Source organism: Kocuria palustris (assembly GCF_007666205.1).
Lineage (GTDB): Bacteria > Actinomycetota > Actinomycetes > Actinomycetales > Micrococcaceae > Kocuria > Kocuria palustris_A.
Window position 1 is genome coordinate 65364 of sequence record NZ_VDOR01000002.1, and the last position, 26300, is coordinate 91663.

Consider the following 26300-nt stretch of genomic DNA (forward strand, 5'->3'; position numbering starts at 1 on the left):
GGGATAGCATCGCTGCGACGGGTCCGCCCCGCGCCCTCCGCGCCGCCGCCCCCGTCGCCAGATCCCCACCAGCACCGCCGGGCCCCGTCGCGCCCGCGAGAAGGAGGCCGTGTGCCCGCATCGTCGACCGTCAGAGGACTGTTCGAGGTGGGCCCTGCCCGGCGGGACCACGTGCCGGCCCTGCGGATCGCCCTGGCCGTGGGTCTGCCGCTCGTGCTGCTGATGGCCCTGGGCCGCCCCGATCTGACGATCTACGCGGCCTTCGGCGCCTTCACCTCGATCTACGCCCGGCACGAGCCCCTGCGCGAGCGCCTGACGCACGAGGTCCAGGCCGGCGCCCTCGTGACGGCCGCAGTGGGGATCGGAGCGGTGCTCTCGGCGCTCGACGCCCCGGAGCCGGCGGTCCTGGCGATCACCGCGATGGTCGCGGCGGTCGGAGCAGTGCTCGCGGCCGCCTGGAACCTGAAGCCGGCGGGATCCGTGTTCTTCATCTTCGCCACGGGCGCGATCGGCTCCCTGGGTCCCGACGCGGTCGCGCATCCGCTGGCGGCCATCGGGATCGCCGCCGGATCAGCGGCGCTCTCCGTGCTGCTGGCCTGGGCGTGGAGCCTGGTGGGCGAGGGGCACCCGGAGAAGTCTCCGGCCCCCGCGCCGCCGGCCGCGCGGCTCACCCGCGGGCAGCTCGCCGCCCACGGCGGGCGGTTCCTGGCGGCCACCGGGCTGGCCGCCGTCGTCGCCCTGGCCGTCGCGGAGGCCGCGGGGCTCTCGCACGTGTACTGGGCGCAGGTGGCCGCCGCCGCCCCGATCGCGGCCCCCACCCACCTGGCCCGCCTGCAGCGCGGCATCCACCGCATGGTCGGGACCCTGGGCGGGGTCGGCGTGGCCGCGTTCGTGCTGGCCTTCGAGCTCGGCCCCTGGCAGATGCTCTTCCTGGTGATCGTCTTCCAGCTGCTGGCCGAGCTGTTCGTGGGGCGCAACTACTCGATCGCGCTGCTGTTCATCACGCCGCTGGCCCTGCTGATGACCCAGCTCGCCCACCCGGTCCCCTCCGCGCCGCTGCTCGAGGCCCGTGCGGTGGAGACCGTGGTCGGCGCCCTGTGCGGCATGCTCGTCATCTACTTCTGGCGCAGCGACGAGGAGCGCCGCGCCGATACGCAGGCCATGCCGGTGATCCTCCAGCGCGAGGAGGGCGACGCCGGCCGCGCAGGCTGAGCCGCAGGGCGGCGGGGCTCAGCGCCCCCAGCCCACGTGGGCCAGCGCCTGCTCGATGAGCCGCCCGCGGCCGCCGGCGAACTCCGCCTGGATGTCGGCGCTGAGGGCCTCCTCGGGGGTGACCCACGACAGCTGCAGCGCATCGGCGCGCGGCTGGCACTCGCCGCGCACCGGCACGACGTAGTTCAGCGACACGGCGTGCTGGCGGTTGTCGGTGAAGCCGGTCTCCGACGGGTCCGGGAAGTACTCGGTGACCGAGAACGGGACGGTCGAGGCCGGCACCATGGGCATGGCGATCGGGCCGAGGTCCTTCTCGAGGTGGCGCAGCAGGGCCGCGCGGATGGTCTCCCGGTAGAGCACGCGCCCGGAGACCACGGCCCGCTCGAGCTCGCCGATCTCGTTGGGCTGCAGGAGCAGGCCGACCTCCGTGACGCAGCCCAGGGGATCGAGCTGCACGGGCACCGCCTGGACGTAGACGATGGGCAGGCGGCTGCGGGCCTCTCGGAGGTCGTCCTCGGAGAGCCAGCCGGGGTTCGGGTCCGGTGTGCGTACGGAGCTCATGGGGTCTGTCTACCTCAGGGCCTCGGGGTCGGCATAGATCGCGCCCGGCGTTCCGCGATCAGCGGATGCTGCGCTCCAGGCGGGCCGCGGCCTCCAGGACGGTCCAGGCCTGCACCTGCGTGGACAGGTCGACGGGCGCACCCACGCGGTGGGTGCGATCGGCCGGCTGCAGCGGGTCGGAGGAGAAGATCGCGCGGACGCGCCGCGGCTCCGGGCGGGCGTTCGGATCGTGGGGATCCAGCCCGGGGTCGAACTCGCGACGGCCGTCCCACAGGGCATCGGCGGTGTCGAGCACGAGGCGTCGAGCGGCGGCGCGGGCGCGCTCGGGGAGCTGGTCGTCCTCGGCGGCCTGGGCCAGGTGCCGCGCCAGGATGCCGGTGAAGAGCCCGGCATCGCCGCCGCCGTGCGTGCACAGGGTGCGGCGCTGCGCGCCGGACTCGGCCCGGGAGTCCCGTCCGAACTGCGCGTCCGCTCCGTCGATGATCTGCTCGGCCCACTCGAGCCACGGCTCGGCCCGCTCCCGCGGCAGCGCCGCGGCGAGCTCGAGGCAGGCGGTCAGGACGGGCCCGGAGTTGTAGCTGTAGACCGCGTCGTCGCGCTGGACGGTCTCCTTCCCGGAGCCGGCGGCCAGCAGCTTCACTCCGTCCAGGAGGACTCCCCGCTGGTCATCCCACAGGTGCTCGCGCAGCCAGCCGAGCAGCCGGGCCGAGGAGTCGTCGGACGAGGTGCGAGCGGCGATCAGGGCTCCGGGCCCGGTCGTGGCGGTGTTCTTGTAGGTGCGATCGCGGTTCCAGTACATGCCGCCGCCCATGTCCTCGGTGTGCGCCGAGCGCAGCTGGGCGAGCAGCAGCCGCCCCGCGCGCAGCACATCGGGCCCCTCGGCGCCGCAGACCCGGTCCAGGTCGCGCAGCCGTCCCAGGGCGAGCATGAGCCAGGCCATGTCGTCGTAGAAGTCGTTGAGCACGACCGCTCCGCCCGAGCGCAGGGCCATGCCGCGCAGGAGCTGGTGGGCGCGCCGGCGGCTCAGCTCCGGATCGCCCCCCGAGGCGGCCTCGCGCAGGGCCGCATCCACCAGGGCGTCGAGCAGGTGGGCCTGCCACCAGTAGTGCCAGGTCATCGAGGTCCGGGGCGGGGCGGGGAAGGCCACCGCCCCCAGCCAGGTCCCGGGGATGCCGAGGGCGCGGGAGCCGAAGAGCTCCTGGACCGAGCGGGCTGCCAGGGCCGCGCGGACGGCCCGATCGCCGGCGGCGTCGGTCAGGATCGAGGCGGCGGGGTCGTGGATCATGGATCTCCTGGACGGGGCGGCGCCGCGCCCGCCGGGGCGGGGGCGGCAGGGCGAATGGGCCTCAGCGTAGCGAGCGCTCCGGACGATGCGAGCGAGGCGGGCGACTCCGGCCGGTGCTGCTCGCCCGGGCGAGGAGGAGCCGGCGCGATGCGATGCTCCGCCCGGGCCGGGGCCTCCGAGCGGCGCGCTCCGGCCCGCCGCTGCTCATCCGCCGAGGTCGGACGCGGGTTCGGACCGGGGCCCAGGCAGGGTCTCGAGGCGCCGCCGGCTCTCGATCTCGATCGCTCGGCCGGTCACGGGGTGCTCGAGCCGCAGGCGGCGGGCCAGCAGCTGGAGCGGGCGCGTCACGTCGCCGGGATCGCGCGGCAGGACCTCGGGATACAGCGGATCCCAGCGGATCGGGGCGCCGAGAGCGGCCAGGTGCACGCGCAGCTGATGGGTCTGCCCGGTCCTCGGACGCAGCCCGAGGTGCGCCCAGCGGCCCTCGTCGTCCTCGAACGCGCCCAGCGGGTCCAGCGCCGTCACCGCGTTCGGCTGCCCCTCGACCTCGGCGGACTGCAGGATGCCGCGGGTCTTGACCAGACGGCTCGAGCGCTCGCGGGGCAGGTCCTCGAGGCGGCGCCGTCCGAGGCGGGCGACGGCCTCGTAGGCCTTCTCCACGGTGCGGTGCTCGAACTGGCGCTGGACGGCGGCGCGCATGGCCGGATCGCGGATCAGCAGCAGGACGCCCGCGGTGTCGCGGTCCAGGCGGTGGGCCGCCGCGAGGTCGTCCTCCCCGCGGGTCCGGCGCAGGACGGCGAGGGCGGTCTGGGCGATGAACCCGCCGCGCGGAGTGCTCGGCAGCCCGTGCGGCTTGTCGACGGCCAGCAGCCACTCGTCCTCGTGCAGCACCGGCAGATCCTGCGGCAGCGGCGGCTCGTCCGGCAGCTCGCGGTGGTACCAGACGCGCTGCCCCGTGCAGGGGGCAGCTGCGCGCACGACCTCGCCGTCGTCGTCGACGACGCCGTCGCGGGCGAAGAGGCCCTCGAGATCGGCGCGGGAGGCGGGGAAGCGGGCCAGGAGATGCTCGCCGACTCCGGTCGACGGCTCGTCCGGGAGCCGGACCGAGACCGGATCCACTCCCTCGTACAGGGGCAGGGGCCGGGAGCGGGTGCGGCGGCGGGACATGCGGGCATCCTGGCAGAATCATCCGGAGAGCGCCCGCCGGGGCCGTCCGTCGGGCCTGCCCCCGTCACCTTGGCGCCGCAGCCGGGACCCGGTGACGCCTCGACCGCGGCGTCGCCGAGGAAGGACCGCCATGACCGCCTCCCCGCACCCGGAGCACGTCGTGCTGCTCGACGAGGACCGCACACCGATCGGGAGCGAGCTCAAGTCCGCGGTCCACCACGAGCGGACTCCGCTGCACCTGGCCTTCTCGTGCTGGGTCCTGGACGACGACGGGCGGACGCTGCTCACCCGCCGGGCCCTCGGCAAGCGGACCTGGCCCGGGGTGTGGACGAATGCGTTCTGCGGCCATCCGGGCCCGGGGGAGGAGATGAGCCGGGCCGTCCGCCGCCGCGCCGATCAGGAGCTCGGCCTGGAGCTGGCCGAGCTGCAGGAGGTCGTCCCCGATTTCGCCTACCGGGCCGCGGATGCCTCGGGCGTCGTGGAGAACGAGTTCTGCCCGGTGTGGACGGCCCGCGCGGTCTCGCGTCCGGCGCCGCGGCCCGACGAGGTCATGGACCTGGCATGGGTGAGGCCTGCCGACCTGGTGCGGGCGGCCGAGGCGGTGCCGCAGCTGCTCAGCCCGTGGCTGGTCGAGGAGCTCGCGCAGCCGCGGCTGCGCACGGCGCTGGGCTGCTGACGCGCGACGACGAGCCGCGGCGGGTCCCGACGCGCGCCCGATCCGCCGACCGCCCGGTCCCGAGCGCCGCCGGGGTCCTCAGCGCTGGCAGCGCGGGCACCGGAAGAGGGGCCGCTGCCGGGCGGGCGCGGGCAGCCCGCTGCGGGGATCGCGCTCGCCGACGGCGTCGTCCCAGGTCCGCCTCACGATGGCCGTTCCGCAGCGCCGGCACGGCCGGTGCTCGCGACCGTAGACCCACAGCCGGCGCCCGGGGCGCGGATCGCCCGTGGTGATGCGCGGGCCCCGATCGCGGTTGCGCACCAGCAGGTCGCGGGCATCCTCGACGACGGCTGCCGGATCCGGCACCGAGCCCACGGGCGTCTGCGGGGCCAGGCGGTGCCGGAACAGCAGCTCGCAGCGGTAGATGCTGCCGATGCCGGCCAGGCAGGTCTGATCCATGAGCGCCGCGGCGACGGGGCGACCGGGCCGTTCGAGCAGCCGCCGCAGGGCCTCGTCCAGATGCCCGGGGGACCACTGCGGGTCGAGCAGATCGGGGCCCAGATGCCCCACCAGCCGGTCCTCGCGGGGTGTGGGCACCAGCGCGAGCTGCTGGACCGAGTGCCCGACGGCCCGATGCGCGGCCGTCTCCAGCACGGCGCGGACGGCATGCGGCGGGCTGGAGCGCCTGGCGCCCCTTCCGCTCGGAGCCCCGTCGCCGGCGGGTCCGCCGCCGAGCTCCGTCAGCTCCCAGCGCCCCTCCATCCCCAGGTGCGAGTGCAGCGTCACGGGCTCCGAGCCGGTGCGCGGATCGGGGCCCAGCCGAAGCAGCAGGTGCTTGCCGCGCGAGACCGACCCCTCGACGCGGCGCCCCGACAGATCGACGGCGGCCAGGGCGGGGACCCGGAGGTCGGTGCGGGTCAGCGACTGCCCGGCCAGGGCCCGATGCAGGGCCGCGGCCGCGCGGAAGACGGAGTCGCCCTCAGGCACGGCGTATCCTCAGGCCCTTGGGGGTGGTGGAGAATCCCGCGGCCACCAGCGCCTCGCGCACGGCGGTCTCGAGCGCGCCGTGGCCGAGGACGGGACGGCCGTTGGCCTTCTCGACCGTGAGCCGCTCGGCCGCCCCGGCCCGCACGACCTCGGCGATCGCGGGGCCGAGCATCCGCAGGCGATCGGCGTCGTCGTCGAAGACGAGCGCGGTGCGCCCGCCGCGCTCGAGGTACAGCACCGGGGCCCCGTCCACGAGGCCGACGATCGCGCCGGCTCGCCTGCCTGGTCGATGCCGACTCGCCGCCGGCCCGGGGTGCTCGGCGGCGGGAGCCCCCGCCTCCGAGGCTGCCGCGAGGTCGGGCCAGGGCAGGGCAGCGCCATAGGGGTTGGCAGGATCCGTGGCGGCCAGCGCCATGACCGCGGGGTCGCGCGGCGCGGTGCGCGCCTGCTCGTCGTCGGCGAAGCTGCGCAGCCGATCCACGGTCCCCGACTGCGCGAACTGCGCGGCTCCCAGGCCCTCGATGAAGTAGCCGCGCCGCGCATGACCGGCGTCCTCGACGGCCGCCAGCACCTTGTAGACGCCGGAGAACCCGCCGGGGACGTCCTCGGCCTCGACCGCGCCGCGGGTCACCACCCCGTAGCGGTCCAGCAGCAGCTCGGCCGAGGCGGTGGCCCGGAGCGCGGGCTCGAGCGGCTCGGGATCCAGCCGCGACCACCGCCCCGACAGGGCGGCGGGATCGTCCGCGCCGGTGGTCGCCACCCCGGGGGTCGCGGTGCGGCCTGCGCCCCGGGAGTGAGCGGACAGGGCGGCGTCGCGGGCCCGCAGACGGGCTGCGCCTCGGCGCCCGGCCGAGCGGCCCCGGGGCGTGCGGGGCTTCTGCCGATGCGCGGCAGCCCCGCCCGCGACGAGGGAGCGGATGGGGGCGAAGGTGTCGTTGGTGATGAGCCCCGCCCAGACGAGCTCCCACAGGGCCCGCGTGAGGGTCGGCGTGTCGAGGCCGGTGATGCCCGAACGGTTGTTCTGCTCGAGCACGGCAGTGCGCAACTGGTGGCCGAAGCGCGCGCCGCCGTCGCCCATGACCGAGAGCAGGGCGGCCTGCACGGCGTCGTCCACGCCGGCGGCCCTGGCCCGCAGATCGGCGCGCGGGGGCAGGGACAGCTCCTGGGACTCGGCCAGGTGGAGGCTGATCCAGCCGTCGTCGCCGGCCAGGGAGCCCGCCCCGGACCAGAGGACCTCCCCGGAGGCCAGCAGCTCGTCGAGCAGCGCGGGGCGGTAGTCCTCGATCCGCTGGCGCAGCACGAGCGGCTCGAGGGCCGAGGCGGGCACGGCCAGCCCGGCGAGCTGATCCACGACGGTGAGCAGCCCGTCGGCGCCCCGCAGCCGGCTGCCCGGTCCGGCCGACTGCCACGACGGCAGGAACCGGGCGTAGACCTCGGGGGCCACCGGCTCGACCTGCTGGCGCAGCGCGGCCAGGGACCGGCGGCGGATGCGATGCAGGACGTCCTTGTCGCACCACTCGGAGCGCGGCCCGGCCGGGGCCTCTCCGTCGGCGGCCTCCGGGCGGAACTCGCCCTCGACCACGCGCCGGTCGGCCGCCAGGCGCTCGAGGGCGCCCGCCACGACCGCCGGGCCCAGGCCGGTGGCGCGGGAGGCCTCCTGCACGGTGAAGGGCCCGTGGGTCCTGGCGAAGCGCGAGACCAGGTCCTCGACGGGGTGCTCGACCGGGTCCAGGAAGACGACCGGGACCCCGTGCGGGATCGGGGCGCCCACGGCGTCGCGCAGCCTGGCCGCGTCCTCGACCCCGGCAAGCACATCGGCCCCGTCGCGGCGGATCCAGAAGGCCCGGCGGTCCCGGACGAGCTCCTCCGCCCAGGTCGCCGCGGTCCCCGGATCCACGCGGGGTTCGTCGGCATCCTCCCCGGCGGGCCCGGTCGCCTCCTGCGGCCGCAGGCGGGCGGCGGCCTCGTCGACCCCCAGCGGCCCCAGCAGCCGCAGCAGGTCCGCGAGGCCCTCGCGCCCCTTGAGGCGGCGGCTCGGAGCCAGGTGCTGCAGCTGCGCCTCGGTGCGGGCGATGACCTCGGGGTCGAGCAGCTCGCGCAGCTGCGCCCGGCCCAGCAGCTCGGAGAGCAGCGTCGTGTCCAGCGAGAGGATCGCGGCCTTGCGCTCGGCCAGCGGGGAGTCGCCCTCGTAGATGAACTGCCCCAGGTAGCCGAACAGCAGGGTGCGGGCGAAGGGCGACGGCGTCTCGGTGGTGACCTCGACCACCCGCAGGCTGCGGCGCTCGATCTGCCGGTGCAGCTCCTGCAGCGCGGGGAGGTCGTAGACGTCCTGGAGGCACTCGCGCACGGTCTCCAGCACGATCGGGAACTGCGGGTGCTTGCGGGCCACGTCGAGCAGCTGCGCGGAGCGCTGACGCTGCTGCCACAGCGGCGTGCGGCGTCCCGGATCCCGGCGCGGCAGCAGCAGCGCGCGGGCCGCGCACTCGCGGAAGCGGGAGGCGAACAGCGCGGAGGAGCCCACGCGCTCGGTCACGATCTGCTCGAGCTCCTCCGGATCGAAGAGGAAGAGCTCCGCCCCCGGGGGCTGGTCGTCGGAGGCGGGGATGCGCAGCACGATCCCGTCGTCGGAGGCCTGGGCGGAGCCGTCCAGGCCCCAGCGCTCCTCGATCCGCGCCCCGACCGCCAGGGCCCACGGGGCGTGCACCGGCAGCCCGTAGGGGGAGTGCAGGACCACGCGCCAGTCGCCGAGCTCGTCGTGGAAGCGCTCGACGACCAGCGTGCGGTCCGACGGGACGTGCCCGACGGCCTCGCGCATCTCCACGAGGTACCGGTGCAGGTTGTCCTGCGCCCACTCGTCCAGGCCGTCGGCGGCCAGCCGGGAGCGCAGCTCGGCCTCGGGGGCGCCGGAGGCCTCGCGCAGGAACCTCCCCTGCGCCCGCCCGAGCTCGACCGGGCGCCCGATGCCGTCGCCGTGCCAGAACGGCAGCTTGCCGGCCTGGCCCGGGGCGGGGGTGACGAGCACGCGGTCGTGCGTGATCTCGGAGATGCGCCACGACGAGGCCCCCAGGGCGATGACGTCGCCGGTGCGCGATTCGTAGACCATCTCCTCGTCGAGCTCGCCCACGCGCTTGGGGGAGGAGTCCTCGGCCTGCCCGGCCAGGTGGACGGGGAACAGGCCGCGGTCCGGGATCGTGCCCCCGGAGGTCACGGCCAGGCGCTGGGCACCGGGACGGCCGGCGAGGGTCCCCTCCTCGCGGTCCCAGACCACCCGGGGGCGCAGCTCCGCGAACTCGTCCGACGGGTAGCGCCCCGAGACCAGATCCAGCACGGACTCGAACGCGCTGCGCGGCAGGCCCAGGAAGGGCGCGCTGCGGCGCACGGTGTCCCACCAGTCCTCGACCGGCACCGTCTCCGTCGCGCACACGGCCACGGTCTGCTGGGCCAGGACGTCCAGCGGGTTCGACGGGATGTGCAGGGGCTCGACCCGGCCGGCGAGCATCTGCTCGACCGTGACCGCGGCATCCAGCAGGTCGCCGCGGTGCTTGGGGAACATCCGCCCGATCGAGACCTCGCCCACCTGGTGGCCCGCCCGGCCCACGCGCTGCAGGCCCGAGGCCGCCGACGGGGGCGACTCGATCTGCACCACGAGGTCGACGTGCCCCATGTCGATCCCGAGCTCGAGCGAGCTCGTGGCCACGACGCAGCGCAGCGTCCCGCTCTTGAGGTCCTCCTCGATCAGCGAGCGCTGGTCCTTGGAGACGGAGCCGTGGTGGGCCCGGGCCAGAAGGGGCGCGGCGCCCTCGTACCGGTTGTGCTGCCGGTCGATGCCGCTGGGCTGAGCGGGCGCCGCCGGGGACCCCCCGCCGGCGGCGTCCGGGCCCGCGCCGTCGGGAGCCGGGGCCGCGGCGTGCTCGAGCCGGAACGCGTGGATCTCGTTGAGCCGGGCGGTGAGCTTCTCCGCGAGGCCGCGGGAGTTGGCGAAGACGATCGTGGAGCGGTGCGCCTCGACCAGGTCGACCACCCGCTCCTCGACGTGCGGCCAGATCGAGGCCGCGTTCGCCGGCTCCTCCGGGTCGCGGTCCGATTCCAGCAGGGAGCTCGAGGCCGCCGGACCGCCCAGCACGGTCATGTCCGGGAGGGGCACGCTGACCTCCAGGTCCCAGCGCTTGGCGGACTCCGGGCGCACGACGGCCACGGGCTCCCGCCCGCCGAGGAACCGGGTCACGGTCTCGACCGGCTCGACGGTCGCGGACAGCCCGATGCGCTGGGCGGGGCGCTCGAGCAGGTCGTCGAGGCGCTCCAGGGACACCGACAGATGCGCTCCGCGCTTGGTCCCGGCCACCGCGTGGACCTCGTCGAGGATGACGGTCTCCACGCCGCGCAGGCTCTCCCGCGCCTTGGAGGTCAGCATCAGGTACAGCGACTCGGGCGTGGTGATCAGGATGTCCGGGGGTGAGGCGAGCAGGGCCCGGCGCACCGCCTGGGGGGTGTCCCCGGAGCGCACGCCGGTGGAGACCTCCGGGGGCTCGAGCCCCATGCGCCGCGCCGTCTGGGCGATGCCGATCAGCGGGGAGCGCAGATTGCGCTCGACGTCCACGCCCAGCGCCTTGAGCGGCGAGATGTAGAGGACACGGGTCCGGCCGCTCCGGGACGAGGCCGCGGCCTTCTTCCGCAGGTCGGGCCCGGGGCGGTCATCCGACGATGCCGATGCCTGCCCAGGTCTCGCTGCCGATGCCGGGGGGGCCGGGCCGTCGGATCCCGCGCCGGGTCCCTGGGACATCAGCCGGTCGATGGCCCACAGGAAGGCCGCCAGCGTCTTCCCGGAGCCCGTGGGCGCGACGACCAGGGCGTGCTCGCCCCCGGCGATGGCCCGCCACGCGCCCTCCTGCGCTGCCGTGGGGGCCGTGAACGCCCCGGTGAACCACGTGCGGGCCGCCGGGGAGAACGCGTCGAGGACCGAGTCGTCGACCGGGTCAGGCACCGAAGCCCTTCACGGCGAGCTGGCTGATCTTGGGGTTGCCGCAGGCCTGGGCGGGGTGGGCGATGGTCAGCGCCTCGGTGCTCTCGGGCGGGTGGACGAGCAGCGCGGCGGCCTCGTGCGGGTTGCAGACCTGACCGTGGCCCGTCGCGCCGGTCTCCCGCAGGCCGGCGGAGGCCGACTGCCCCGGCGCCACGGTCATGGGGGATCCGACCCCCGGCGCGTGCGCCGCGGGGACCCCGATGGGCTGCCCCGAGGCGTCGAGGTAGGAGACGCCCGGGTACCCGGCGAGCACGCACGGCCGGGTGCCCGTGTTCGTCAGGACCAGGTCGTAGTACGTCGAGCCCATCCCGGCGCTCGAGGGCACCAGCGAGCCGCTCAGCGAGGCCGCATCGCAGACAGCGGGGCCGGCCGCCGGGGCGGCGGGAGCGGCGGCGCCGGCGGTTCCTGCGGGGGGCGCCATCTCCTGGACGGCGCTCGGAGCGCCGGGCCGGGCCTCGGCCCGGCCCGCGGCCGGATCCGAGGCTGCCGGCGCCGAGCTCTGCCCCGGGGCCGCGGCGTCCGCGGACCCGGCATCGGACGCGCCGGGAGCTGCCGCCGCCGGCGCGGCATCGGCGGGAGCCTGAGCGGGGGGTGCGGCGGGCCCAGGGGCCGCACCGGGCTCCGCTGCCCCGGATCCTGCGTCCTGCCGGGTCTCCGCGGCCTCCGGGGCCCCTGCGGCCGGTGCCTCGGCGGCCGGTGCCTCGGCGGCGGGCTGCCCGTCGCCTCCGGTCTGCCCGGAGGGATCGCCGCCTGCGGCCGCGGAGGCCTCGGCATCAGGGGCGTCCGAGCCGGTGCTCGCCGCGTCGTCGGCCGAGGGCTCGGAGGACGACGATCCGGCGGACTCCGAGCCCGTGGGCTCCTGGGACGCGGACTCCGGGGAGGCGGACGCCGACGACGCGGAGTCCGAGCTCGCTGCGGCGTCGTCCGCGGGGTCCTGGCCGTCCCCGGAGCCGCAGGCGCTCAGAGCGAGCAGGGCGGTGAGGGACAGCGCGCTCAGCGCGAGGGAGCGGGTGCGCAACGACATGAGGGCCTCCTGGCGAGGTGTCGCGGGTCCGAGCCGACGGTGGTCCGGGCCTCCAGGATCATCGTAGGACGGGGTCCGACAGCACAGCGTCGGGTGGCCGCCAGGGCGCGCGGACGTGATGGGACCGAGACCTCGCGTCCGCGTCGTGCTCAGCGATCCTCGGGCAGCGCCGAGCGCATGATCTCCGCCAGGGTCCTGCCCTCGGCGTCGGTGCCCTCGCGGATCTGGGTGCGGCAGGAGAAGCCGTCGGCCACCACGAGCGGGTCGTCGCCGGCCGCGCGGATCCGGGGGAACAGCTCGCGCTCGCCCAGCGCCCGGGAGACCTCCAGATGCCCGGGCTCGAAGCCGTAGTTGCCGGCCAGCCCGCAGCAGCCGCCGCCCACGACCTCCGCGTCCACGCCCAGGCGCTCCAGCACGGCGAGCTCGGCGTCGTAGCCGATCATCGACTTCTGATGGCAGTGCACCTGGCAGACGGCTTCGCGCGGTGCCTCGTCGTCGCTCGGCGTCGCGAACGGCCACGGGCCGCCCTCCGCCAGGTGGGCTGCCGCGAACTGCCCGAGCGTGACGGTGCGCTGCGCGAGCGTGCGCGCCCGGGGGTCGTCCGGCAGCAGCTCGGTGATCTCGTCCTGGAGCATCACGGTGCAGGACGGCTCGAGCCCGATCACGGGATACCCCGCCTCGAGCAGGGGCTCCATGACCCCCAGCGTGCGGGTGACCTCGCGCTTCAGGGTCTCGAGCTGGCCGGTCGAGTGCCAGGTCAGGCCGCAGCAGACGTCGCCGGCGGGCATCAGGACCCGGTAGCCCATGGCCTCCAGGACCTCGACGGCGGCTCTGCCGGGGCCGTCGGCCATGAAGTTCGTCCAGGAGTCCGGCCACAGCACCACCGACGGGCGCCCGTCCGGGTCCTCGCCGGGGCGCTGGGCGAACCAGCGCGTGAGCGGGCGGTCGGCGAAGCGGATCATGTCCCGCCGGGTCTCGACGCCGCCCAGGCGCATGACCGCCTTCTGCAGCGGCCGCACCCGCATGGCCGCATTGACCAGGCTCGGCATCCCCGGGGCGATGTTCATCAGCCGCGCGAGCACGGGAAGCCAGCCCATGGTCAGATGCGCCATGGGGCGGCGGCGCCGGCCCACGAAGCTGCGCAGGCCCTCGCCGTAGTGGTGGTGCAGGAACTCCGACTTGTAGGTCGCCACGTCCACGTTGACCGGGCACTCCGCGACGCAGGCTTTGCAGGACAGGCAGCCGTCGAGCGCCTCGAGGGTCTCCTGCGCCTGCCAGCCGTCCCGGAGGTGCTCGCCGCGCAGCATCTCGGCCAGCGAGCGCATGCGCCCGCGGGTCGAGTGCACCTCGTCGCGGGTGGCCTGGAACGACGGGCACATGGCCCCGGCGTCCGAGCGGCAGGCGCCCACGCCGACGCAGCGGTTGACCGCCCCGGCGAACGAGCCGCCGTCGCGGCTGAAGGCGTGCACGGGTCGGAGGTCGAAGGTCCGGGCGCCGGGGCCGGGCCGGATGCCGCGGTCGATCGGCTCGGGGTCCACGAGCACGCCGGGGTTGAAGAAGCCGTCCGGGTCGAACGCGCGCTTGAACTGCGCGAACGCCCGCAGGGCCTCGGGGGAGTAGATGATCCCGAGCAGCTCGGAGCGCGCGCGTCCGTCGCCGTGCTCGCCGGAGACCGAGCCGCCGTAGCGCCGCACGAGGCGCGACGCGCGCTCGATGAACTCGCGGTAGCGGGCCACCCCCTCCTCGGTCGCGAAGTCGAACGAGATGCGGATGTGCACGCAGCCCTCGCCGAAGTGCCCGAACGGGATGCCGCGCAGCCCGAGCTCGTCGAGCAGGGCGTAGAGATCGCGCAGGTAGTCGCCGAGGTGCTCGGCGGGCACGGCGGAGTCCTCCCAGCCCGGCCAGGCCTCGCCGCCGTCGGGCAGGCGGGTCACGATGCCCGCCGAGGCCTCCCGGATCCGCCACAGCCGCCGGGTCAGCTCCGGGTCCACGACGACGATGCCGTCCTGCACCGTCGCCCGCCCCGAGGCCGCCACGATCCCGGCGAGCTCCTGGGCGCGGGCCTGCGCTGCCTCGACGGTCTCGCCGCCGACCTCGCAGTACAGCCAGCCGCCGCCGGGCGGCAGCTCGGAGCCGGCGGTCTCCTCGCCGGGACGGGAGCGCAGCGCGTCGAGCAGGTCGCCGCCCATGCCCTCGACGGTCGTCACGTCGCGGACCCGCAGGGCCGGGGCGGCATGGGCGGCGGCGATCGCGTCCTCGAAGCCGAGCACCGCCAGGGCGGTGGCCGCGGGCTTGCGCACGAGCTTCACGGTCAGCCGCGTGATGATCCCGCACGTGCCCTCCGTCCCGGCGAAGGCCTTGGCGACGTCGACGCCGTTCTCCTCGAGGAGATAGTGCAGCCCGTAGCCGGAGACCTGGCGCGGGAACTGCCCGAGCTCGGTGCGCAGGAGGGCCCGGTGCTCGTCGCGGATGGCGCTCAGCGCGCGGGTCAGGGCCGGCTCGGACGTGCCGCCGGCGCGCAGCTCGACCTCGCGCCCGTCGGCGAGCATGACCGTCACCGCCACCAGGTTCTCGGCCGCCGTCCCCCAGGCCACCGAGTGGGAGCCGCAGGCGTTGTTGCCGACCATGCCGCCCACGGTGCAGCGGGCGTGAGTGGAGGGGTCGGGGCCGTAGGTGAGGCCGTGCTCGGCGGCCGCCGCGCGCAGGTCGTCGCAGATCACCCCGGGCTCGATGTCCGCGGTCCCGGCCTCCGGGTCGATGGACAGCACTCGATCGAAGTGCCGCGACGTGTCGATCACGAGCCCGTCGCCGATGGCGTTGCCGGCCACCGACGTGCCGCCGCCGCGGCTGACCACGGACCAGCCGCGCTCGTGCGCCAGCGCGAGCAGGTCGCGGATCTCGTCGACCGTGCGGGGCTCGGCGACCGCGGCCGGGAGCCGGCGGTAGATCGAGGCGTCGGAGACGTAGGCGGCCCGGGTCGTGAGGTCTTCGCGCAGCAGGGCCTCTGCGCGGCTGGTCCGGTGCTCGGCGGCGGTGGTCACGGGATCGGCTCCATCGTGGGATGCGGCGAGGACGCGCTCGTCGTGCGCTGCCCTCCGGGGTGCCCGCAAGGCGGATGCGCCTGTGGCGCGATCGCCGTGCGATCGCGCCACAGGCCCGCGGGCGGTCATGCTCCGGTGCGGGTCACCACTCCGGGGCGATGGTGATCTCGGCGCCCTGGAGGTCCTCCGACCACTCGACCTGGCAGGTCAGGCGGGAGTCCTCGTGGCGGGTGTCGTCGAGCATGTCGAGCAGGTCCTCCTCCTCGTCGCCGATCGGGGAGTTCTCCTGCGAGGCCGCGAACGCCCCGTCGAGGTAGCTGTGGCACGTCGAGCACGACGCGTTGCCGCCGCACGTGGCGAGGATGGGGAACTTGTGGCGCGTCAGCGCCTCCATCAGGGACTCGTGGGACTTCCACTCGACGCCCTCGGTGCGGACGCCCTCGCGGTCGGTCACGTTCACGGTGATGCTGCTCACGGCTCTTCTCCTGGCGGCACGACGGGCCGCGGGTCGGTCTCGGGGACTGCCCGCCCAGTCTAGGCGCGGCCCCCGACGACTCCGCCGCACGTGCCCGGAGACGGCCGAAGGGCCCTGCTTCCCCGGTCTCCCGGGGAAGCAGGGCCCTTCGGCTCTGCGCGGTGGCGGAGGGATTTGAACCCTCGTTGGCTTTTACACCAAACATCATTTCGAGTGATGCACCTTCGGCCGCTCGGACACGCCACCAAGGACAAAAGCATAGCGACGGGTGGCCGGGACGCAAAATCGGGGTGACCGGCAGCCTCGGATCACCCTCGCAGCGGGCGGAAGAATCCCGTCAGCAGGGCCGAGCACTCGTCGGCGAGCACCTGCCCGTGCACCTCGGTCCAGTGATTGAGCTGCGGGTGGCGCACCACGTCCATGACCGAGCCGCACGCCCCGGCCTTCGGATCCCACGCGCCGAGCACGATGCGGGGGATGCGGGCCAGCACGGCGGCGCCGGCGCACATCGCGCACGGCTCGAGGGTGACCACCAGGGTGCAGTCGTCCAGGCGCCGGCGGCCCAGGGCCGCGGCGGCCTCGCGCAGCGCCAGGACCTCGGCGTGGGCGGTGGGGTCCCCGGTCGCCTCCCGCTCGTTGCGCCCGCGGCCGACGACGGCTCCGCCCGGGCCCACGACGACGGCCCCGATCGGCACGTCGCCCGTGGCGGGGGCCTCCCGGGCCGTCTCGAGGGCCAGGCGCATCCACGCCTCGTGCCGGCGTGCGAGCTCCATGGGGGGCAGTGCCACGATCCACCGTCCTTCCCGGTGCCGCGCACCTGCCGGGGCGTCCTCTGTGTCGGCCGCCGATGCTAATTTTGCGCCATGCGCGTCACAGTCCTCGACCACCCCCTGGTCTCCCACAAGCTCACCGTCCTGCGCGACCGGAGCACCTCGTCGCCGGTGTTCCGCCAGCTCGTGGAGGAGCTCGTCACGCTGATCGCCTATGAGGCCACCCGCGGGGTCCGCGTGGAGCCCACCGAGGTCCGCACCCCCGTGGCGACGGCGGCCGGCACGGCGCTGAGCGCTCCGCAGCCCCTGGTCGTGCCCATCCTGCGCGCCGGCCTGGGCATGCTCGAGGGCATGACCCGCCTGGTCCCCACGGCGGAGGTCGGCTTCCTGGGCATGGCCCGCAACGAGGAGACGCTGGACATCGTCACCTACGCCGAGCGGCTGCCCGACGATCTCACGGGCCGCCAGGTCTACGTCCTCGATCCCATGCTCGCCACGGGCGGCACCCTCATCGAGGCGATCCGCTTCCTCCGCCGCCGCGGGGCGCAGGAGATCACCTGCCTGTGCGTGCTCGGGGCTCCGGAGGGCATCCGGGCCATGGAGGAGGCTCTGGGCGACGACGAGGTGCACGTGGTGCTCGCGGCGGTCGACGAGGGCCTCGACGAGAACTCGTACATCGTCCCCGGTCTGGGGGACGCTGGCGATCGCCTGTACGGCGTCGTCGGCTGAGCCCGCCGCGCTGAACGCGGCCGCACCTGCGGCGACGCGTCCCGGCCCCTCGATGCTCGGCATCGAGGGGTTTTCTCATGATGTGAGACGGTTGCCGGGCCGCGACAAGACTGCTTGACATTCAAAGTCAGTTCTGAACCGTTTTACCACTCGGTAATGGATGCGGAAGTCGCGGCAGGTCGGGGCGCATCGTCGCGCTCCGGATGAGGATCGCGGCCTCCGCGGGATTGCAGATGCATATAGGTGAGTTTACAAGTTATTCATCTCGCATCCTGAGACAGAAGGCGGTATGTGTCTTGCATCAAGCTTGGAACTGGCTGAGTATGGGGTCCTCGCATGACGTGCGCGACCTCACTCGCCGGAGCCTCCGGCGGCAGAGCCGAGCAAGGGGAGAGAGCCTCTCGGCGTGGGGATGCGGCGGCTCGCGGGCAGCGGGATCGACCTCCGATCCGGCAGCGGCTCCTGGCAGGGCCGTTTCAGAGCATGAGGAGCAGTCATGGCCGGAGCACCCGGGTATGTGCACATCTCGCAGAGGGCGCGCGCCGCGGCGGCGACCCAGATGGCGGCCGGCGCCGAGGGGATGCCCCTGCAGCGGCGCGGGGCCCGCCGGCCCGCGGGCCACGAGGCCGAGGGCGCACCCCAGCAGGTCCGCGCGGATCGCCGGCTCAACCCCCAGGAGCAGGGCGGCGTGAGCACCGAGGCGCGGGGCTTCGTGCTCTACGTCGGGCTCGACGAGTCCAAGGCCGCGGCCAACGGCACCACGCTGGTCGAGGTCGTCCAGCAGCTGCGCCGGGCGGTCGAGCGGATCGCCCCGGAGTCCGAGAGCTACGCCGCCGTGGCCCTGGCCCAGGCCGGCGCGGTCGGCAGCGACCTCCAGGTCGTGCGCAACGCGCTCGGCGATCCCACGGCCGCCGAGGCCCGCACGGAGGCCGCGGCCCCCATGGCCCTGCGCGAGCCGCGCTCCCCGCAGGCCGCCGCAGGCGTGCTGATCGACCTCTCCCGCCGGGAGGTCATGCTGGACGGCGCGGTCCTGAACCTGACCTACAAGGAGTTCGAGCTGCTGAACTACCTCGTGGAGAACGGCAGCCGCACCGTCGGGCGCAGCGAGCTGATCTCGAGCCTGTGGTCGGATGCCGATGAGACCCCCAACGAGCGCACGATCGACGTCCACATCCGCCGCCTGCGCTCCAAGCTGGGCCGCCTGGCCAACACCGTGCGCACCGTCCGGGGACAGGGCTACCGGTTCTACGACCACCCCGAGGTCGTCGTCTGGGCCGCCCCCGAGTACTCCATCTGATCGATCCGCCCGGCCGGGCGCCGCGTGAGACCATGGCGCCATGACGACGACCGACAGAGCCGGCGGCCGGGACGAGCGGACCCTGATCCTCATGCGTCACGCCCAGGCGGATGCCGGGTGGGGGGTGCAGGACTTCGACCGCCCGCTCGGCCGGCAGGGCACGGCCGAGGCCCCGGAGGCGGGTCGGTGGCTGCTCGAGTCGGGGATCCTGCCGGAGATGGTCCTGTGCTCGTCGGCGCTGCGCACGCGGCAGACCTGCACGTGGGTCTCGAGCGCCCTCGGGGACCGAGCCCCCACGGCGAGCCTGTCGGATCGGCTGTACGAGGCCTCCGACCGCGAGGTCCTCGCCGAGATCTGCGCGACCCCCGAGCGGGTGCGCAGCCTCCTGGTGATCTGCCATCAGCCGGCGGTCCAGGAGCTCGCCATGCGCCTGAGCGCCCCGGACTCCGACATGGATGCGGTGATGGACCTCTCGGCGGGCTTCCCCACCGCGGGCATCGCGGTCTTCCGCCTCGGCGGCGCCTGGGCCGAGCTCGACGGCGCCGACGCCCGGCTGACGCGCTTCCGCGCCCCGCGCGGCTGAGGGATCCCGGCAGCCGGGCCGTCTGCGGCTCAGTCCTCGGCGGCGCCGCTCTCCGGCGGGTAGGTGACCACGCCGTCGTCGGAGACCTCCGCGGCCGCACCCCACATGCCCAGCTCGTGGAGACGCGGCTCGGCCGTGGTGGACAGATGCCAGACGGTCCAGCCGCGTGCGGCGAGCGTGTTGGCGATCAGGGTGCGGTGGCAGCGCCACGGCATGGGCTCCCCGCACATCACCACGGTGCGCTTCCGCGTCGCCAGCTCGGTGAGCTCGCTCAGGCCCTTCTCGTAGTCCGGCGTCAGGGTGTGATCGGCGTAGTTCTTGAAGCTGCGGTTCTGCCAGCCCGCGTTGATCTCGGGCGGGACGTCGTGCTGCCGGCGCCGCCGCCCCGTCAGCTGATGGAGGTGGTGGTACTCGATCCCGGCCTCGCCCAGCCACCCGGGCATCGCGTCCCGGTCGAACTGCGGGCTGCGTCGCGAGCCGGGCTGGGCGCGCACGTCCGCGAGGGCTCGGATGCCGACGCTGTCCAGGGCCTCCAGGAACACGCCCTGCTCGCACACCCAGTGCCCGATGGTCCAGATCTCGCCCGCCTCGCTCATGCCTCGATCCTAGAACCGGGCTCGGACCCGGCGGGCCTGCGGCGGCCGGCGGTTGAGCCGGTCCGATGCGGGCGCCGCGCCCCCTCCTGGGTCCCGCAGCGCCACGGGCACGACGTAGCGTGTCCCACGACGAGCGCCGTCGTCGTGCTGCGGCCGGCGGCGGTCCGCCCACGGACGAGAAGAGGACGAGCCTGCGACAGGTGAGCTTCCCCGCGACCGGCGATCAGGTGGGCGCCGTGGGCTTCGGGGCCATGGGCATGAGCTGGGTCTACGACCGGCAGGGCCTGACCGAGCGGACGAAGCGGGACGTGCTGCGCGCCTCGGTGGATGCCGGGATGGACTTCATCGACACCGCGACGCTCTACGGCGGAGGCGCCAACGAGGAGCTCGTCGGCGCGGCCCTGAGGGACCGGCGCGACGAGATCTTCCTGTGCTCCAAGGCGGGGCTCGTCGCCGAGCAGCTGGATCCGCCGCGCACGGGCCGCTGCGGCCGACCCGAGCACCTCCGCGAGGCGATCGACGACAGCCTGCGCCGCCTGCGCACCGATGCCGTCGACCTCTACTACATCCACCGCCTGGACCCGGAGGTGCCCCTGGAGGACACGTGGGGCGCGATGGCCGAGATCGTGCAGGCCGGCAAGGCCCGCTCGATCGGGATGTCGGAGGTCTCGGTCGAGCAGCTGGAGCGGGCCCGGGCGATCCATCCGGTGGCCGCGGTCCAGTCCGAGTACTCGCTGTGGACCCGCGATCCCGACGGCTCCGGGACGACCTCCGACGGCGACGAGACCGGCGACGTGATCACGTGGTGCCGCGACCACGACGCCGCGTTCGTCCCTTTCTCCCCGGTGGGTCGCGGCTACCTCTCCGGGCGCCTGGCGGGGCGCAGCTTCTCGGACGGCGACTTCCGCAGCGGCAATCCCCGCTTCACCCCGGAGGCCCGGGCCGCCAACGATCGGCGGATCCTGCCGGTGCTGGAGCAGGTCGCGCGCAAGCACGGCGCGGCCGAGGCCGCCGTCGCGATCGCGTGGACCCTGCTGCCCGAGCGCCGGGGCGGCAGCGTCATCACGATCCCGGGCACCACGGATCTCGAGCACCTGAGGGAGAACGCGCGCGCTGCGGACCTGCAGCTCGACGACGAGGACGTCGCCGCGCTCGACGGGATGCCCGCCCCGGAGCAGCCTCGCTACTGAGGCCGCGCCGCACCGGCTCGGCGCACCCGCATCCGATCCGGCGGCGGGGCAGGCCGCGCGGTCAGGGGCAGGGCGGACAGCGAAGAGCCCGGGCCGCGAGATCGATGATCTCGCGGCCCGGGCTGCTGGTGCGCCAGGAGGGATTCGAACCCCCAACCTTCTGATCCGTAGTCAGATGCTCTATCCGTTGAGCCACTGGCGCCCGGTCTCTTCGGACCGCCGTCCGCTCGGACTCGCCGCGCGAACGAGGTATGAATATACGCCCCCGGGGAGCCGGCATGCAAATCAGCGGCGATCAGCTCTCCGCGCGGCCCCGTCGCCAGTAGCCCATGAAGGTCACCGCGTCCTTGGGGCAGCCCGCGGCCTCCACGGCGAGTCGGCGCCAGGCCTTGACGGAGGAGGCCTCGCCGGCCAGGAACACGTAGGTCCCTCCCCGGCCGGCGGAGTCCGCGAGCGTCCACAGCAGGCCGGTGTCCGTGTCATCCGCGGCGGGATCGGCAGAGCCGGCGGGGTCGGCTGCGCCGGTGGGCCTGTCCGGACCGGTCGCGACGCCGGCGAGGGACGACGGCCGCCGGCCCGCCATGACCTCGTCGACCGCGCCCGCCGGGACGCCCAGGGTCTCGGCCAGCCGGGTCGCCGCGAGCCGCCCCCGGTCCTCGTCCCGGCCTCGGGCCAGCACGTGCAGCCGCAGCCCGGCATCGCGGCGGGGCCGCTCCCGGGGGAGGCGGGCCGGGGGATAGGCCTCCGCGTCGGCGTCGTCGGGGACCTCGATGATCACGTCGGCCGGCCGCCCGGGGCGCTGCGCCTGCAGCTGCTCGGCGATCGACAGCAGCGCGGGCGCGGCCGTCTCGTCGCCGACCGCGACGACCCGCTCGGCCTGTCCCGGCGCCCAGGAGGCCCAGATCGGCTCGTCGGCGCCCGGCACGAGGAGGAAGGCGCTCGAGCCGACCCCCGCCGTGGCGAACCAGCGTCCGCCGGGGCCCTCGTCGGCGGCGTGCAGCGCGACGTCGACCGCGATCTCGGGCACCCTGCGCCCGTCGTGGTCGATCCAGCGGCAGCTGCGCGCGGTGTAGGTGCGCAGCCAGCCGCGCTGCTCGACGGGCAGGGCGAACCAGGCCGGCAGCCCGGCCTCGAGGTCCGGGCGCTGCGGCTCGCCCCCGGGCGGCGGGATCACGAGCTTGAGGTAGGCGTCGGAGCAGGTGATCTCCGGCCCGTCGCCGATCAGGCCGGGGGAGGCCTCCAGCAGGTCGGGCCCGGCCAGGCGGACGCGGCGGAAGGTCGGGGAGAGGTCCTCGATCGCCGTCACGCTCACGAGCGCCGCGATGGTCCGGGGGCCCCGTGCGGATGGGCGGGTCATGATCGCTCCTGGGGAGGGTCGGGGGGTGCGGGGGATGCGGCCGCCGGGCCGTCGGCGCGGGCGCGGGGCAGGATCACGGGATGCCCCTCCGCGGGGTCGGCGATCACCTCGGCCCGCAGATCGAAGATCTCCCGGAGCCGGTCCGGGGTGAGGACCTCCTCCGGGGTCCCGGTCGCCACGACCCGGCCGTCGGCCATCGCGACCACCCGATCGGCCACGCGGGCCGCGAGATTGAGCTCGTGCAGCACCGCGACCACGGTGGTGCGGGTGCCGTCGGGGCGGCGCAGGCCGTGGAGCAGATCGAGCAGATCGACCTGGTGCGCCAGATCGAGAGCCGCGGTCGGCTCGTCGAGCAGCATCACGGGGGTGTCCTGGGCCAGGACCAGTGCGATCCAGGCGCGCTGGCGCTGGCCGCCGGAGAGCTCGTCGACGCGGCGCTGCGCGACGTCCTCGAGCCGCAGCAGCCGCAGGGCGCGGGCCACGGCCTCGTCGTCGCCGGGGGCGGGGGAGCCCCACCACTGCCGGTGCGGGTGGCGGCCGCGAGCCACGAGCTCGGTCACCGTGAGCCCCTCGGGGACCACGGGCGTCTGGGGCAGCAGGGCCACCTCGCGGGCATAGGGCTTCGCGCGCAGGCGGGCGAGCACCTCGCCGCGGAAGGCGATGGACCCGGCGCTGGGCGCCATCTGACGGGACAGGCCCCGCAGCAGCGTGGACTTGCCGCAGCCGTTGGCGCCGATCAGCACGGTGGTCTCGTGCGGGCGGATCCGCAGGTCGACGTCGCGGACGGCCGCATGCCGGCCGTAGGACAGGCCGAGACCCTGCAGGTCGAAGACGGGATCGGTCACGACCGGGCTCCTCTCCGCTGCCGGATCAGCAGCCACAGCATGACGGGCGCGCCGACCGCGCCCGTGACGACTCCGGCGGGCAGGCGGGCGTCGCCCAGCAGCTCGGCCCCGATCATGTCCGCGCCGACGACGATCAGCGCCCCCACCGCCGCACTGGCCGGGAGGGACACGCGGCCGCCGCGCAGGGCGGCCGCGATCGGCGTCGAGAGCAGGGCGACGAAGGCCAGAGGCCCGCTCGCGGCGGTCGCCACGGCCGCCAGTACGACGCCCAGCCCCAGGGCGGCGGCGCTCGTGAGGGCCGGGCGGGACCCCAGGGCGGAGGCCAGCTCGGCGCCGAGCTCCGCGGGCTCCAGGGCCCGGTGCGCGGCCAGGGCGGCCGGCACGCCCAGGACCAGCACGACCGCGACCAGCAGGACCCGGTCCCACGTCGCGAGGTTCAGCGAGCCCGTGGTCCACACGGCGGCGTCCTGCGCGCTCTGCGCGGACAGGCGGGTCATCACGAACGAGACGACGGCGCCGCCGAGGGCCGCGACGCCGATCCCCGCCAGGAGGAAGCGCTCGCCCACGATGCCCGCGGCCCCGCCGCCGCGCCCCAGGGAGGTCGAGGCCACGGTGATCAGGGCCGCCGCGGCGAAGGCCCCGATCAGCGCGGTGACCACCATGCCGGCGCCGCGCATGCCCAGGAAGGCCATGCCCAGCACGGCTCCGGCCGCGGCGCCGTGGGAGATGCCCAGGATGTCGGGGCTGGCCAGCGGGTTGCGCAGCACCCGTCGGAACAGAGCGCCGGACAGGCCGAAGCACATGCCCACGCCCGCCCCGAGCAGAGCCCGGGGGAGCTTGTCGTGCAGGACGATGAAGGAGGCCCCGGGGATCGTCTGCCCGCCGAGGATGCGCAGGAGATCCGGGATGGTGACGGTGTAGTCGCCCAGCAGGACGCGGACCGCCAGCATGACGAGCACGGCCAGGAACAGCAGCGACACCAGGCGCAGGGCCCGCCGCGACTCCCGCCGGCGCGCGGCGGCGACGTCGACGCTCACAGCGAGACCTCCCTCCCGCGGCGCAGCAGCACGAGCAGCACGGGCACGCCCAGCACCACGGTCATGATGCCCACGTAGACCTCCTGGGGCGGGGCGATGACCCGGCCCAGGGCATCGGCCAGCAGCAGCAGCGCCGGCCCGAGCAGCAGGCACAGGACCACGATCCAGCGGTAGTCGCCGCCGACGAGGCGGCGGATCGCATGCGGGATCAGCAGCCCGACGAAGGAGATGGGCCCCGCTGCGGCGGTGGCCGCCCCGACCAGCAGGACGACGCCCGCGAAGACGATCAGCCGCTGGACCCGCAGGTCCACGCCGAGCCCGTGCGCGAGGTCATCTCCCAGGGCCAGGGCGTTGAGCCCCGAGCAGCCGAGGACCACGAGGGCCAGCCCCGCTGGGACGAGGGGCAGCGCGGCCGCGAGATCGGAGGCGTCGGCGCGCGTGACGGAGCCGACGTTCCAGTAGCGGAACCGGTCGAGGACCTCCGGGCGGGTCAGGACGATCGACGACGTCACGGCGACGCATCCGGCGTTGACGGCGGCCCCCGACAGCGTCAGCCCCACCGGGGTGGGACTGCCGCCGAGCTGGCTGAGCCCGAACACGAGCGCGGCCGCGACCAGGGTCCCGGCCAGGGCGGCCAGGCCCATCGCCCAGCTGGTGGCCGCGCCGAGCCAGCCCAGCCCGATCACCACTCCGGCGGCGGCGCCCGAGCTGAGCCCGAGCAGCCCGGGATCGCCCAGGGGATTGCGGCTCACGCCCTGCAGCCCGGCACCGGCCACGGCCAGGGCCGCACCCACCAGGATCGCGGTGATCGTGCGGGGGACGCGGCTGAGCACGACGGCGGTCTCGATGTCCTCGGCGCCCCCGGGGTCCGAGCCCAGCAGCATGCCGGGGACGCGCAGGAGGACCTCGGAGACGACGGCCGGGTCCACGGAGCGGCTGCCCAGGAACAGCGAGGCCGCCGCCGCCCCCGTCACGAGGACGAGGGACAGGGCCAGGGCCGTCCAGGGCGTCGCCGCGGCGACCCGATGGCCGGTTCCGGCGCTGCTCATGCGCTCGATGACTCTGCTCCCTGCCCGCCCTCGAGGGTCGAGACGATCTGCGGGACGACCCGCTCCAGGGCCCACGGCAGGCTCAGCGGCGAGATCGCCGAGACCGAGAGGGTCTCCTGGCCGTCGGTCTGCAGCAGCAGGCGGTCCGCGGCCACGGCCGGGATCCTGCGCAGCAGGCCGTCCGAGCCGATGGCCTCGCGGGTCGACTCGTCCGTCGCCCAGGAGATGAGGATGTCGGAGTCGAGCTCGTCGGCGCGCTCGGGCGACCAGGTCATGAAGAAGCTCTCCGGCTCCTCGCCCTCCTCCCGGGCCACGGCGGGAGCCTGCTCCATCTCCAGGGCGGACAGGAAGCGGGGCCGGTTGTCGATCGAGGTGTAGATCGAGATCTCGTCCTCGGCCTCCGGGTCGACGGTGCCGTAGACGAACGTCTTCCCCGACAGGACGGGGTTCTGCTCGACGGTCTCGGCCAGCCTCGCCTCGAGCTCGCCGACGATCTCCTCGGCCGCGTCGTCCAGGCCCAGGGCCGCGCCGACGCCGCGGGTGGTGTCCTGCCACGACGTGCCGAACGCCATGGTGCCCTCGGGATAGGCGACGGTCGGCGCGATCTCGGAGAGGCGGTCGTAGTCCTCCTGCGTCAGCCCGGAGTACACGCCCAGGATCACATCGGGGGTCAGCGCCGCGATCGCCTCGAAGTCGATGCCGTCGGTCTCCGAGTACTGCTCGGGGGCCTCGCCGCCGAGCTCGGCCAGCTTCTCGTCGAACCAGTCGGTCGAGCCGCTGTCGTTGCCGCCGAAGTCGACGGTCGGCATGCCGACGGGCACGACGCCCAGGGCGAGGGCCGCATCCTGATTGGCCCAGGACACGGTGGCCACGCGCTGCGGGGCCTGCTCGATCGTCGTCTCCCCGAAGGCGTGGGCGACGGTGCGGGGGAACTCGCCGCGCTCGCCGGTCTGCGCCGAGGGATCCTGGCTCGCGGAGTCCCCGGAGCCGGTCCGGCAGCCGGCCAGGGCGAGGGCGCCCGCGGCGGCCAGTCCGCTCAGCGCGGCGCGGCGGTCGAAGGACCGGCCGGCGAGGCCGGGGCGGCGGAGGGGATGCTGATCGGGCACGGTGCTGCTCCTGATGCTGGACGCGGCCGGAGGCGGGGCGGGCCCGTCGCCGGGAGCCGACCCGGCTCCCGTCGGGGGCCGGGCGCGGCAGTTGTTTAGGCAAGCCTAAGCTGCCAGCCGTTCACCCTAGGGTCCGCCGGGTGCCCGTGCAAGGCGGCCGGGCCTCCGGCGGCGGGCCGGGCGAGGCGGCGCCGACCGTCGCCGCGCCGCGCCGGTCCGGCCCGCAAGACACCGCGTGACCCGTCGCACTGCGTGACTCACATCGCGTTGCGTAGACTGGGGGCATACAGGAAGCGGCCGCCCCCGCACGCACG

General features: G+C 75.0%; 21 protein-coding genes and 2 tRNA genes. 6 read left to right on the forward strand and 17 right to left on the reverse strand.

The features are described 5' to 3' along the window. Positions 1 to 111: 111 nt before the first annotated feature. Complete coding sequence (locus FSY66_RS02425) at positions 112 to 1212, forward strand: FUSC family protein (protein ID WP_144790957.1); 1101 nt, start codon at positions 112 to 114, stop codon at positions 1210 to 1212. An 18-nt stretch (positions 1213 to 1230) separates the two neighbouring features. Here FSY66_RS02425 and FSY66_RS02430 read toward each other — a convergent pair whose 3' ends face one another. The 3 genes from FSY66_RS02430 to FSY66_RS02440 all read right to left on the reverse strand — a co-directional run bounded on the left by FSY66_RS02430 (position 1231) and on the right by FSY66_RS02440 (position 4225). Beyond that, positions 1231 to 1773: an NUDIX hydrolase family protein gene (locus tag FSY66_RS02430; protein ID WP_144790959.1), complete on the reverse strand. Its 543-nt coding sequence runs from the start codon at positions 1771 to 1773 to the stop codon at positions 1231 to 1233. 58 nt (positions 1774 to 1831) lie between these two features. Continuing rightward, positions 1832 to 3058, reverse strand: a complete 1227-nt coding sequence (locus FSY66_RS02435; RefSeq protein WP_144790961.1) for a glycoside hydrolase family 76 protein — start codon at positions 3056 to 3058, stop codon at positions 1832 to 1834. Between the two features lie 204 nt (positions 3059 to 3262). Next, positions 3263 to 4225, reverse strand: a complete 963-nt coding sequence (locus tag FSY66_RS02440) for a pseudouridine synthase (RefSeq protein WP_144790963.1) — start codon at positions 4223 to 4225, stop codon at positions 3263 to 3265. A 130-nt stretch (positions 4226 to 4355) separates the two neighbouring features. Between FSY66_RS02440 and idi the strand changes: the two genes are divergently transcribed. Further along, complete coding sequence (gene idi, locus FSY66_RS02445; RefSeq protein ID WP_144790965.1) at positions 4356 to 4901, forward strand: isopentenyl-diphosphate Delta-isomerase; 546 nt, start codon at positions 4356 to 4358, stop codon at positions 4899 to 4901. A gap of 78 nt (positions 4902 to 4979) precedes the next feature. Here the strand turns inward: idi and FSY66_RS02450 are convergent, their stop codons facing one another. The 7 genes from FSY66_RS02450 to tadA form a co-directional block, all read right to left on the reverse strand. Continuing rightward, positions 4980 to 5867: a DNA-formamidopyrimidine glycosylase family protein gene (locus tag FSY66_RS02450; RefSeq protein ID WP_144790967.1), complete on the reverse strand. Its 888-nt coding sequence runs from the start codon at positions 5865 to 5867 to the stop codon at positions 4980 to 4982. Next, positions 5860 to 10848, reverse strand: coding sequence for an ATP-dependent helicase (locus FSY66_RS02455; protein ID WP_144790969.1), 4989 nt, complete (start codon positions 10846 to 10848; stop codon positions 5860 to 5862). Before FSY66_RS02455 ends, FSY66_RS02450 begins: the two co-directional genes overlap by 8 nt. Then, the gene (locus tag FSY66_RS02460; RefSeq protein WP_144790971.1) at positions 10841 to 11911 is read right to left on the reverse strand and encodes a DUF4232 domain-containing protein; all 1071 of its coding nucleotides are present in this window, start codon (positions 11909 to 11911) and stop codon (positions 10841 to 10843) included. Before FSY66_RS02460 ends, FSY66_RS02455 begins: the two co-directional genes overlap by 8 nt. Positions 11912 to 12060: 149 nt before the next feature. Further along, on the reverse strand, positions 12061 to 14952 hold the full coding sequence (locus tag FSY66_RS02465; RefSeq protein ID WP_260853385.1) for an FAD-binding and (Fe-S)-binding domain-containing protein: 2892 nt from the start codon (positions 14950 to 14952) through the stop codon (positions 12061 to 12063). Between the two features lie 142 nt (positions 14953 to 15094). Continuing rightward, complete coding sequence (locus FSY66_RS02470) at positions 15095 to 15427, reverse strand: 2Fe-2S iron-sulfur cluster-binding protein (RefSeq protein WP_144790975.1); 333 nt, start codon at positions 15425 to 15427, stop codon at positions 15095 to 15097. 159 nt (positions 15428 to 15586) lie between these two features. Continuing rightward, positions 15587 to 15673: transfer RNA gene (locus tag FSY66_RS02475), tRNA-Ser, on the reverse strand. Between the two features lie 62 nt (positions 15674 to 15735). Beyond that, entirely contained in the window at positions 15736 to 16215 is a 480-nt protein-coding gene (gene tadA, locus FSY66_RS02480) for a tRNA adenosine(34) deaminase TadA (protein ID WP_396350871.1), read from the reverse strand. A gap of 75 nt (positions 16216 to 16290) precedes the next feature. On the opposite strand from tadA, the gene upp reads away from it, so the two are divergent. The 3 genes from upp to FSY66_RS02495 all read left to right on the forward strand — a co-directional run bounded on the left by upp (position 16291) and on the right by FSY66_RS02495 (position 18806). Next, positions 16291 to 16926 carry a uracil phosphoribosyltransferase gene (upp, locus tag FSY66_RS02485; protein ID WP_144790977.1) on the forward strand — a complete coding sequence of 212 codons (636 nt, stop codon included), beginning with the start codon at positions 16291 to 16293 and terminating at the stop codon, positions 16924 to 16926. Positions 16927 to 17422: 496 nt separating this feature from the next. Beyond that, positions 17423 to 18223 (forward strand): winged helix-turn-helix domain-containing protein, encoded by an 801-nt coding sequence (locus FSY66_RS02490; protein WP_144790979.1) that lies wholly within the window; start codon positions 17423 to 17425, stop codon positions 18221 to 18223. A gap of 40 nt (positions 18224 to 18263) precedes the next feature. Beyond that, positions 18264 to 18806, forward strand: coding sequence for a SixA phosphatase family protein (locus tag FSY66_RS02495; protein WP_144790981.1), 543 nt, complete (start codon positions 18264 to 18266; stop codon positions 18804 to 18806). Positions 18807 to 18835: 29 nt separating this feature from the next. Here FSY66_RS02495 and FSY66_RS02500 read toward each other — a convergent pair whose 3' ends face one another. Then, positions 18836 to 19402, reverse strand: coding sequence for a DUF488 domain-containing protein (locus tag FSY66_RS02500; protein ID WP_144790983.1), 567 nt, complete (start codon positions 19400 to 19402; stop codon positions 18836 to 18838). A gap of 200 nt (positions 19403 to 19602) precedes the next feature. Between FSY66_RS02500 and FSY66_RS02505 the strand changes: the two genes are divergently transcribed. Continuing rightward, complete coding sequence (locus FSY66_RS02505; RefSeq protein WP_260853386.1) at positions 19603 to 20592, forward strand: aldo/keto reductase; 990 nt, start codon at positions 19603 to 19605, stop codon at positions 20590 to 20592. Positions 20593 to 20718: 126 nt separating this feature from the next. Here the strand turns inward: FSY66_RS02505 and FSY66_RS02510 are convergent. From FSY66_RS02510 to FSY66_RS02535, 6 genes are all read right to left on the reverse strand, one after another. Further along, positions 20719 to 20794 (reverse strand) — tRNA-Arg (locus FSY66_RS02510). A gap of 93 nt (positions 20795 to 20887) precedes the next feature. After that, positions 20888 to 21949, reverse strand: coding sequence for a siderophore-interacting protein (locus FSY66_RS02515; protein ID WP_144790985.1), 1062 nt, complete (start codon positions 21947 to 21949; stop codon positions 20888 to 20890). Further along, positions 21946 to 22794, reverse strand: coding sequence for an ABC transporter ATP-binding protein (locus FSY66_RS02520; protein WP_144790987.1), 849 nt, complete (start codon positions 22792 to 22794; stop codon positions 21946 to 21948). Before FSY66_RS02520 ends, FSY66_RS02515 begins: the two co-directional genes overlap by 4 nt. Continuing rightward, the gene (locus FSY66_RS02525) at positions 22791 to 23831 is read right to left on the reverse strand and encodes a FecCD family ABC transporter permease (protein WP_144790989.1); all 1041 of its coding nucleotides are present in this window, start codon (positions 23829 to 23831) and stop codon (positions 22791 to 22793) included. Before FSY66_RS02525 ends, FSY66_RS02520 begins: the two co-directional genes overlap by 4 nt. Then, positions 23828 to 24880: a FecCD family ABC transporter permease gene (locus tag FSY66_RS02530; protein ID WP_144790991.1), complete on the reverse strand. Its 1053-nt coding sequence runs from the start codon at positions 24878 to 24880 to the stop codon at positions 23828 to 23830. The genes FSY66_RS02525 and FSY66_RS02530 overlap by 4 nt, the downstream gene beginning before the upstream one ends. Continuing rightward, positions 24877 to 25986, reverse strand: a complete 1110-nt coding sequence (locus FSY66_RS02535) for an iron-siderophore ABC transporter substrate-binding protein (RefSeq protein ID WP_260853388.1) — start codon at positions 25984 to 25986, stop codon at positions 24877 to 24879. The genes FSY66_RS02530 and FSY66_RS02535 overlap by 4 nt, the downstream gene beginning before the upstream one ends. Positions 25987 to 26300: the final 314 nt, after the last annotated feature.

Coding starts and splice junctions, on each gene's coding strand:
- FSY66_RS02495 (WP_144790981.1), top strand. CDS start 18,264: ATGACGACGACCGACAGAGCCGGCGGCCGGGACGAGCGGACCCTGATC.
- upp (WP_144790977.1), top strand. CDS start 16,291: ATGCGCGTCACAGTCCTCGACCACCCCCTGGTCTCCCACAAGCTCACC.
- idi (WP_144790965.1), top strand. CDS start 4,356: ATGACCGCCTCCCCGCACCCGGAGCACGTCGTGCTGCTCGACGAGGAC.
- FSY66_RS02460 (WP_144790971.1), bottom strand. CDS start 11,911: ATGTCGTTGCGCACCCGCTCCCTCGCGCTGAGCGCGCTGTCCCTCACC.
- FSY66_RS02500 (WP_144790983.1), bottom strand. CDS start 19,402: ATGAGCGAGGCGGGCGAGATCTGGACCATCGGGCACTGGGTGTGCGAG.
- FSY66_RS02435 (WP_144790961.1), bottom strand. CDS start 3,058: ATGATCCACGACCCCGCCGCCTCGATCCTGACCGACGCCGCCGGCGAT.
- FSY66_RS02430 (WP_144790959.1), bottom strand. CDS start 1,773: ATGAGCTCCGTACGCACACCGGACCCGAACCCCGGCTGGCTCTCCGAG.
- FSY66_RS02490 (WP_144790979.1), top strand. CDS start 17,423: ATGGCCGGAGCACCCGGGTATGTGCACATCTCGCAGAGGGCGCGCGCC.
- FSY66_RS02440 (WP_144790963.1), bottom strand. CDS start 4,225: ATGTCCCGCCGCCGCACCCGCTCCCGGCCCCTGCCCCTGTACGAGGGA.
- FSY66_RS02515 (WP_144790985.1), bottom strand. CDS start 21,949: ATGACCCGCCCATCCGCACGGGGCCCCCGGACCATCGCGGCGCTCGTG.
- FSY66_RS02530 (WP_144790991.1), bottom strand. CDS start 24,880: ATGAGCAGCGCCGGAACCGGCCATCGGGTCGCCGCGGCGACGCCCTGG.